Source organism: Parabacteroides sp. (assembly GCF_977054455.1).
Map to the genome: position 1 here is coordinate 134,001 of NZ_CDRTCT010000010.1, position 7,589 is coordinate 141,589.

Consider the following 7,589-nt stretch of genomic DNA (forward strand, 5'->3'; position numbering starts at 1 on the left):
TGTTGTATATTTGTCTGGCTATCTTCAATGTACATTGCCATTGCAATTCCGGCAAATTTTACAGAATTTTCCATGCCGGACTTCATCAAATTGATTTATCGCTGCATCGACAAGTTTTACCATGTCTTCCTATTCAGTATGCGGACCGAGTTGAAGACCGCCAGCAGAGCGACACCGACATCTGCGAAGACTGCTCCCCACAATGTGACGTATCCCAATGCGCCTGCCAACAGTACGATCCCTTTTACGCCAAGTGCCCCTATGATATTCTGACGGACAATCGTACGCGTCTTGCGTCCGATCGTGATGGCGGTCGCCACCTTGGACGGCTGGTCGTTCTGGATAACGACGTCGGCACTCTCGATCGCCGCATCCGAACCGAGTCCGCCCATCGCAATCCCTACATGGCTTAGAGCCAATACCGGAGCATCATTCATGCCGTCTCCGACAAAAGCCACGGTTTTGCCCGGCTCTTCAACCATTTCCCGGATATGTGCCGCCTTGTCCTCCGGCAACAGGTTCCCGTATGCCCGGTCGATTCCTAAACGTCTGGCAAAAGAGGCGACAATCTCTTTTTTGTCACCTGACAGCAAACGGATATCCGTCACCCCTAACTCCCTCAGTTTGGCAATCGCCTCCACGGCATCGTCTTTCAACGTATCGGACAATAGCAGATGGCCGGCATATTTCTTATTGACGGCACAGATCACTACGGTCGCCACCTTGTCGGACAACTCTTCGGGGATGGAAATCCCGCGCTCTTTCATCAGGCGGATATTCCCGACAAGCACTTCCTGCCCGCCGATGACAGCCTCCACGCCGTGTCCGGCTATTTCATGCATCTCCGAGATATTGGCCGCAGATACATTCTGTTTCTTTGCGTATCGGACGATCGCCTGTGCGATCGGGTGAGTACTTTTCTGTTCGACGGATAAAAGCAGGGCCAATACTTCCGGGCCGGGAATCCCGTGCGCCTGCATATCCGTCACGTCGAAGCGTCCGGTGGTCAATGTTCCTGTTTTGTCGAATGCAACGGTATTTATCCGGGTGACGGCATCCAGATAATTGCCACCCTTGAACAGGATGCCGGCACGTGACGCCGCCCCGATGCCTCCGAAATATCCCAACGGCACGCTGATCACCAAGGCGCACGGGCAGGAGATGACTAAAAAGACCAATCCCCGGTACAACCAGTCATGAAAGACGTACTGGAAAGAAGGCATCATCAGTCCGGCAAGCGCCGGAACCGTTACGATCAGCAGGGCCAACACGATCACGGCAGGCGTATAGAACCGCGCGAACCGGCGGATGAACAGCTCGGCGGGAGCTTTACGCTCGGCCGCATCTTTCACCAACGCTAAAATGCGGGCTAATGCGCTTTGCTCATACGGGCGGTTCACTTCGATGCGGACGGCTTGTCCCAGTACGATCATCCCCGCCAGGACTTCATCCCCTTTCCGGAGCGTGCGGGGCATGCTTTCGCCTGTCAGGGCGGAGGTGTCGAACGATGCTTCGGGCTCCTGCAAAATCCCGTCGAGCGGTATGCGTCCGCCCGGCTTTACCTCGATCCGTTCGCCTGTCCGTACCTCTTTCGGGGAGATATTGACATATTTCCCTTCACGGAATACATCCGTACGTTCGGGACGGACGTCGAGCAAACGGCTGATATTTTGTGATGCACGTTCGACTGCTTTGTTTTGCAACATTTCCCCGACCGTATAGAATAGCATGACAGCCACGGCTTCCGGGTATTCGCCGATGCTGAAAGCTCCGAGCGAAGCGACCGACATCAATGTGAACTCGGTGAAGAAGTCTTTTCGCAAAGCCTCGCGATAGGCCTCCCGCATGACAGGCAGCCCTACCGGAAGGAATGCCGCCAGATACCAGACGAGCCTTACCGCCGGCGAGAACCAGCCTTGTCCGGTATGCCCAAAAATAAGGCCTGTAACGAGCAGGATGAAGGACAGGACCGGCAATGCCACGTTCGGGCGTTCTTCTTCTCCTTTATTGTGTCCGCAACTGCATCCGCATCCTGAGTGGCAAGTTGTTTTAGCTTCCATGATTCAATCTGTTTTTATTATTCCGATGCAAAGAACTGAAGATACTTTTGCAACTCGATTGCATTTTACAGATCCGGGGACTTGCATGCCGGGCAGATCCCTTTGACCGTGTAGTTGATCGTATCCATGATGAAGCCTTCGGGCAACTGTACGACCGGGATTTTTTATATGATCCTGCAATATAAGAATCCGGGCGGCTGTCGGGCGTACGCCTTTATCTTTGAGTTTCTCTTCGCATTGTTTTGTTGACATGACTTTACTCTTTTTTCTCGACACGGTAAAGGTACAACAAAATTAATTCAATTGAGGTGCAAGCTTTTATTTTGATTATTCTGATATTTTTCGCTACTTCGCATTTGTTATGGAATTACCAGAGGAGCAAAATAAGTTAAGGGAGATCGCCGCCGGAAATGTGGAAGCTTTCGAGCATCTGTTTTTCCAGTACCAACCGAGGTTGGTAAATTTCCTTATCGGCCTGACGCATGATAGGGAAGTCAGCCGTGATATGGCCCAGGATTTGTTTCTCTCGTTGTGGAAAGACCGTGAAAAACTGAAGAATGTCCGTTCTTTCTCCTCCTACCTTTTCCAGATGGCGCGTTTTACCGTGTATGACTACTTCGACCGTCTCATTGTCTCGGAAAAATATACGAACGAATACCTGCAGGAAGCCTCCCCGGCCGAATCGGAGGAAGAAGCCTTGTTCGTCCGCGAGCTGCAATCGGTCATCAACCGTACGGTCGAGCGGATGTCTCCCCAGCGAAGCAGGATCTACCGGATGAGCCGTGAGGAAGGTTTGTCCAATGACGAAATCGCCACGCGCCTCGATATCAGTAAACGGACAGTGGAAAACCACCTGACCGCCGCCCTTGCCATTCTTCGCAAAGTCCTTTATCTGTTTTTTCTTTTGCACGCTTGAACCGCCGCCCGTATGCTTATCTTCTGCTGATTAGATGCAAGTGTAATCTGTTTTCCCCGTTGTCGTGTATATATTCGACATTGTCGAGAATATACACGGCATTGTCAAATATGATCTCGACATTGTCGAAAACAAATTACACTTAGATCAAAGCGACCATCTATTTGTATTGGTACGGCACCGAATGACTATGCATCTGGATGGAGATGTAGGGTGCGAGTTTCTGTTGTATCCTGAATAATTTGTTTTTGTAGTCGATCCCAATTTGCTGATCTTACTTCTTGATTTATTCCTGCAATAACCAGTCTATAATAGAGATGACTTGTATCGTATGTCCATCTTTCTCGATAGTCCTGGTGTCATCCATAGTTATTAAAGTAAGTTTCTCACATTTTAAGTCCGAAGATGCCTTGCACAATGCGGATGTTTCACGATTATAAGTCTTTGCAGAAGAAATATCAACGGATACTTGGACCAGTTCTCTGACTTTGTTCCCCTCGCATATCACAAAATCAATCTCATATTGTTCCCGATAATAGAAAATATCATAAAATAGGGGTTTGTTTCTTCTTAATAGCTCGACATAGGTGATATTCTCTAATTTCCAACCTAAGTTTTGCCCATTCATGGCATCATCCCTTTCAGTAATAAAAGCGGTATCAACTACATACCCTTTCTCATTTCGTATACGTTCTTTACTTTTAAATGAAAATTTGTGGATGCCTAATAAGAGATATGTCTTTTTTAAATAAGATACGTAGTTCTCTGCGGTATGTGAAGAACCAAAGCCGAAGCGTTCTGCAAGGTCGGCATATATAATCTCCTGACCAAAATTATCGATCAGGTGATTGGCAAGCATACGCAACGACTCCATATATCTGACTTTAAACCGTTGCTGTATATCTTTACGTATAATAGAGTCAAATAGCCCTTGAATATATCCACGACTGTTTTTTACCTCAAATAATTCGGGAAATCCACCCTTTTTGAAGTACTCCTCGAATGCAGCTTTCTTGAAAGCTACTCCTTTGGTTGAAATATCTTTAGTTTCTACTTTCCGATATTGGCAAAACTCCGTGAAAGAAAAAGGATAAAGTTCTATTTGATTATATCGTCCGGTAAGGTGTGTACTTAACTCGCTACTTAGAAGTTTTGCATTAGAACCTGTTATGATAAGATGAACCTTTTGCCGAAGTAGTCTATTTACAAAGAGAAACCATTCTGTGATATTTTGTATTTCATCAAGAAATAAATATTGGAAATCACCATATACCATATATATAGCTTCCAAAAGAGAGTTTAGGTCTTTGGATTTTAATTTATATAATCGTTCATCATCGAAATTTACATAAGCATAGGGTACACCCTTTTCTTTTAAAACCTTATGGCAGATTGTAGATTTACCACTTCGTCGCACTCCAATGACGATTTGTGCCAGAGGGCTATCTATGTCAAATAGGCTTTCTTCTTTCCGGGAACATAAGTCTTTGGGGTTGATCAACCTCAATTCTTCTTTTTGGTCAGCTATAATCTGTGCATATTCGTTGATGTTCATGACGGTATATTTTAGATATCACCTGCAAAGATAGTTCTTTTAGCGTCTAAACTGCACTATTTGTGCATTTTTCTATTTTCAAACTGCACTATTATAGTTAATATGTGTTTTCAAACTGCACTATTCTTTTTATTTGTATTGGTACGGCACCGAATGATTATGCATCTGGATGAAGATGTAGGGTGCGAGTTTCTATTGTATCCTGAATAATTTGTTTTTGTAATCGATAATCACGGTGTTCTCAAAGAAATAAGCATTCCCGGTTATCCCCCAGACATCAAAAGAACTGTAAATATTATCCCAAAGCCCGTCTTTGGCGTAGTAGACTTTTGAATTGTTTAGTACTTTTCCTCCGAACTCGATCGGCTTGTTTACATTAAAACCGTAAAATGTTATTTCTTGTCCCCACCACAAAGGGCCGCTTAAAGAGTCGGTAATGATAAGGTCCGATATGCTCCAGGCCCTTTCTTGTGTCGTTATTAACTGGAAAGGACTTGAACCAGTGTCGAACAATACTTTACATCTTCTTCCATCAATCTGTAAAGGCAACTTCACTTCCCCATATTTTGATTCAAATTTTTCAGCCGGTAGATTTTTGTATTCGTCCGGCAAGAAGTCTGTGATTGCAAGCCTGCTTGATTGGTAATCGATAATTAAGATTTTATCTTGCACGATGTCAGATGCGAGGGTCCCAATATGCTTGGGTGTATTTGAATGGAGTGAATCTTTAGGAATTTCATTCCCGAAATTCTGCTTGAATCCAATGTTGGCATTACTAAACTCCACTGTCCCTATTTGTAAGTGGACATTTTTATACATCCCGGTTGAATCTCTTTTGCTCATTAAAGACGGGACCTCTTCAAGATAAGGAGTGAAAGTATTCCCGTAAAAGACTGAATTATATGCTCCTAAATCAAATTGCATTGTAAATTCATACGGTAAGTCTTCTATTTTTACCGGGACATTTAAAAATGCTTTTTCAATATATATTCCGGAAATCGTATCACCCTCCCAGCTGAATGGAATCCATTGCAATGATTGTTTTTGCGAACAACTTGTGAAGATTAAAAGAAGGAAAACAAAAGTGATCCTTTGTTTGTGCAGGTTCATAAATGATGATTTTCGGATGATATTTATAAATTCGTTTTTGTTTATTTCAATGTTTCGTTATTCTTTGCCAATGAAACCAAGCCTCCTATGGCTCCTAAGTTCATGGTGTCGAGTGCCGAACTCGGTACGATTACCATTGATCCTTTTTCTTTTAAGCCTTCGAACAGCATATTCATTCCTCTGAGATGTAATGCCACAGGATTGTCGGTATATTTCTTACTGGCTTGTTCGAACTTTTCTGCGATCTCTGTTTCTGCCGTTCCCAAGATGACACGTGCCCTTCTTTCACGTTCGGCCTGCGCCTCTTTGCTCATCGCTTCGGCCAGGTCTTGCGGAATGGCGATGTCTTTGATGCCGACAGTCTGGCATGTGATACCCCACGGGTTCGTGTTCCTGTCTAAGACCTGTTGCAGATCTTCGGCTATCTTATCGCGTTCCTGCAAGAGGTCCGACAGTTCGTGCTTACCGATGGTATCTCTTAAGCCGGTCTGTGTGATATGTTCGATCGCTTTCTGGTATTCCTGTACTTCCAGAGCCGCTTTTTCCACGTCCCAGACGGTCCAATATACGACTGCATCGACATTTACCGGAACCGTATCTTTAGTCAGAGTTTGTTCGGCCTTGAATGCACTTACCCGTACACGCTGATCGATATAAGTCGATACACTGTCTATAACCGGGATAATCATAAAAGGGCCGGGACCTTTCAAACCGCTGTATTTCCCCATACGCAGGACTACCGCCCGTTCCCACTGGTCGGCAATGCGGATCGCAGAAGCCGCCAATCCGGAAAGAAGGAGCAGGAGGATGAATACCGGCATGTTTACAATCTGCAAAACATACAAAACGGCTGATACGATCACCAGTATCAGCAGAACGGAAAGGGATATGGGATTAAACCAACCCTTGTTAATTACATTTGCTGTCATATTCATTGTTTTTTGAAAGTTTCGATATCCTTTAATTCTCGAATAACCTCGTCCAGGCTGAAGCCGTAACTCAGTATAACAGAAGAAAATTGCGTACAAATTTCTTTCAACTTGTCTTCCCGCTCTTTTTCCGGTACCACATGGTCTGTTCTGCTAATAAATGTTCCGGTCCCTTGTTGAGTCTCCAAGATATTCTTGATCTCCAATTCTTTATAAGCCTTGGATACCGTATTTAGATTGACCTTCAACTCTACGGCAAGTGCTCTGACCGTAGGAAGCTGTTCACCCAACTTGAGTTGCCCGGATGCTATGCCAAACCTGATCTGATCAATGATCTGACGGTATATCGGCATACCGCTGGAGTAATCTAATAAAAACTTGATCATATAATTTTATATTATGCTATATGAATATTGTACTATTATTATAGTACAAATATACAAGAACAAATTATTCCACAAAAACTTTTTATGGAAATAGTTAAGGTGCATGGATGAATTTCGCAGGGAGGCCGTATATAGGAGCTTTTAATGAGTGATATATAATATTGATTTGTAGTGTATTAATGGTTTCTGTATATTTCTATTTGTGTGGAATAGTTTCTGCCTCTTGTCAAAAAACAAAAAATCCTTGATAACATCGAGTTACCAAGGATTTTGTTTTCAGTGATCCGCTTGGGATTCTCCAAACGGAGTTACCACGCTGATATTTAAAACTTTATATTTTTAGCTTCAAGCATATCCCATGAATTATCCCACTAATTTGCTACGTGCTTTTGCGGTAGTTTGCTCATGGAGAATACTGAGAGCAAAGATAGCTATTCTTCTTCATATTTACAAAATATAGAATTTCACATTAATTGCCGCCAAAAAGTGAACGCTTCACGTATCACTATTGTAGATAATAACTGAAAAGTACTCCACTAAAATAATTGAAAAGTATCCCACCCGTTGGATAGAACTTTAGGGCTATCGCATATAAAAGTCTGAGTTTTATCTACACTAATTAACATTATAAAT

General features: G+C 43.8%; 7 protein-coding genes. 1 reads left to right on the forward strand and 6 read right to left on the reverse strand.

Features of this window, described 5'->3' with window-relative positions:
• Positions 1–116: 116 nt before the first annotated feature.
• Together ACW6QF_RS06870 and ACW6QF_RS06875 are read right to left on the reverse strand one after the other, a co-directional pair.
• Positions 117–2,060, reverse strand: a complete 1,944-nt coding sequence (locus ACW6QF_RS06870) for a heavy metal translocating P-type ATPase (RefSeq protein WP_456087264.1) — start codon at positions 2,058–2,060, stop codon at positions 117–119.
• Positions 2,061–2,063: 3 nt separating this feature from the next.
• Complete coding sequence (locus ACW6QF_RS06875; RefSeq protein ID WP_456087265.1) at positions 2,064–2,312, reverse strand: hypothetical protein; 249 nt, start codon at positions 2,310–2,312, stop codon at positions 2,064–2,066.
• A 109-nt stretch (positions 2,313–2,421) separates the two neighbouring features.
• Here ACW6QF_RS06875 and ACW6QF_RS06880 point away from each other — a divergent pair, with 109 nt between their 5' ends.
• The gene (locus ACW6QF_RS06880; RefSeq protein WP_298553045.1) at positions 2,422–2,976 is read left to right on the forward strand and encodes an RNA polymerase sigma-70 factor; all 555 of its coding nucleotides are present in this window, start codon (positions 2,422–2,424) and stop codon (positions 2,974–2,976) included.
• A 286-nt stretch (positions 2,977–3,262) separates the two neighbouring features.
• Here ACW6QF_RS06880 and ACW6QF_RS06885 read toward each other — a convergent pair whose 3' ends face one another.
• From ACW6QF_RS06885 to ACW6QF_RS06900, 4 genes are all read right to left on the reverse strand, one after another.
• The gene (locus tag ACW6QF_RS06885) at positions 3,263–4,531 is read right to left on the reverse strand and encodes an ATP-binding protein (protein WP_456087266.1); all 1,269 of its coding nucleotides are present in this window, start codon (positions 4,529–4,531) and stop codon (positions 3,263–3,265) included.
• 192 nt (positions 4,532–4,723) lie between these two features.
• Positions 4,724–5,641, reverse strand: coding sequence for a hypothetical protein (locus ACW6QF_RS06890; protein ID WP_456087267.1), 918 nt, complete (start codon positions 5,639–5,641; stop codon positions 4,724–4,726).
• A gap of 41 nt (positions 5,642–5,682) precedes the next feature.
• Complete coding sequence (locus ACW6QF_RS06895; RefSeq protein ID WP_456087268.1) at positions 5,683–6,570, reverse strand: slipin family protein; 888 nt, start codon at positions 6,568–6,570, stop codon at positions 5,683–5,685.
• A gap of 2 nt (positions 6,571–6,572) precedes the next feature.
• A complete protein-coding gene (locus ACW6QF_RS06900; RefSeq protein WP_298553039.1) occupies positions 6,573–6,956 on the reverse strand; it encodes a GntR family transcriptional regulator in 384 nt (127 codons plus the stop codon).
• Between the last annotated feature and the right edge of the window lie 633 nt (positions 6,957–7,589).

Excerpts from the sequence above, each read along its gene's own strand:
- ACW6QF_RS06875 (WP_456087265.1), bottom strand. The coding sequence starts at position 2,312 with ATGTCAACAAAACAATGCGAAGAGAAACTCAAAGATAAAGGCGTACGC.
- ACW6QF_RS06890 (WP_456087267.1), bottom strand. The coding sequence starts at position 5,641 with ATGAACCTGCACAAACAAAGGATCACTTTTGTTTTCCTTCTTTTAATC.
- ACW6QF_RS06870 (WP_456087264.1), bottom strand. The coding sequence starts at position 2,060 with ATGGAAGCTAAAACAACTTGCCACTCAGGATGCGGATGCAGTTGCGGA.
- ACW6QF_RS06885 (WP_456087266.1), bottom strand. The coding sequence starts at position 4,531 with ATGAACATCAACGAATATGCACAGATTATAGCTGACCAAAAAGAAGAA.
- ACW6QF_RS06880 (WP_298553045.1), top strand. The coding sequence starts at position 2,422 with ATGGAATTACCAGAGGAGCAAAATAAGTTAAGGGAGATCGCCGCCGGA.
- ACW6QF_RS06895 (WP_456087268.1), bottom strand. The coding sequence starts at position 6,570 with ATGACAGCAAATGTAATTAACAAGGGTTGGTTTAATCCCATATCCCTT.
- ACW6QF_RS06900 (WP_298553039.1), bottom strand. The coding sequence starts at position 6,956 with ATGATCAAGTTTTTATTAGATTACTCCAGCGGTATGCCGATATACCGT.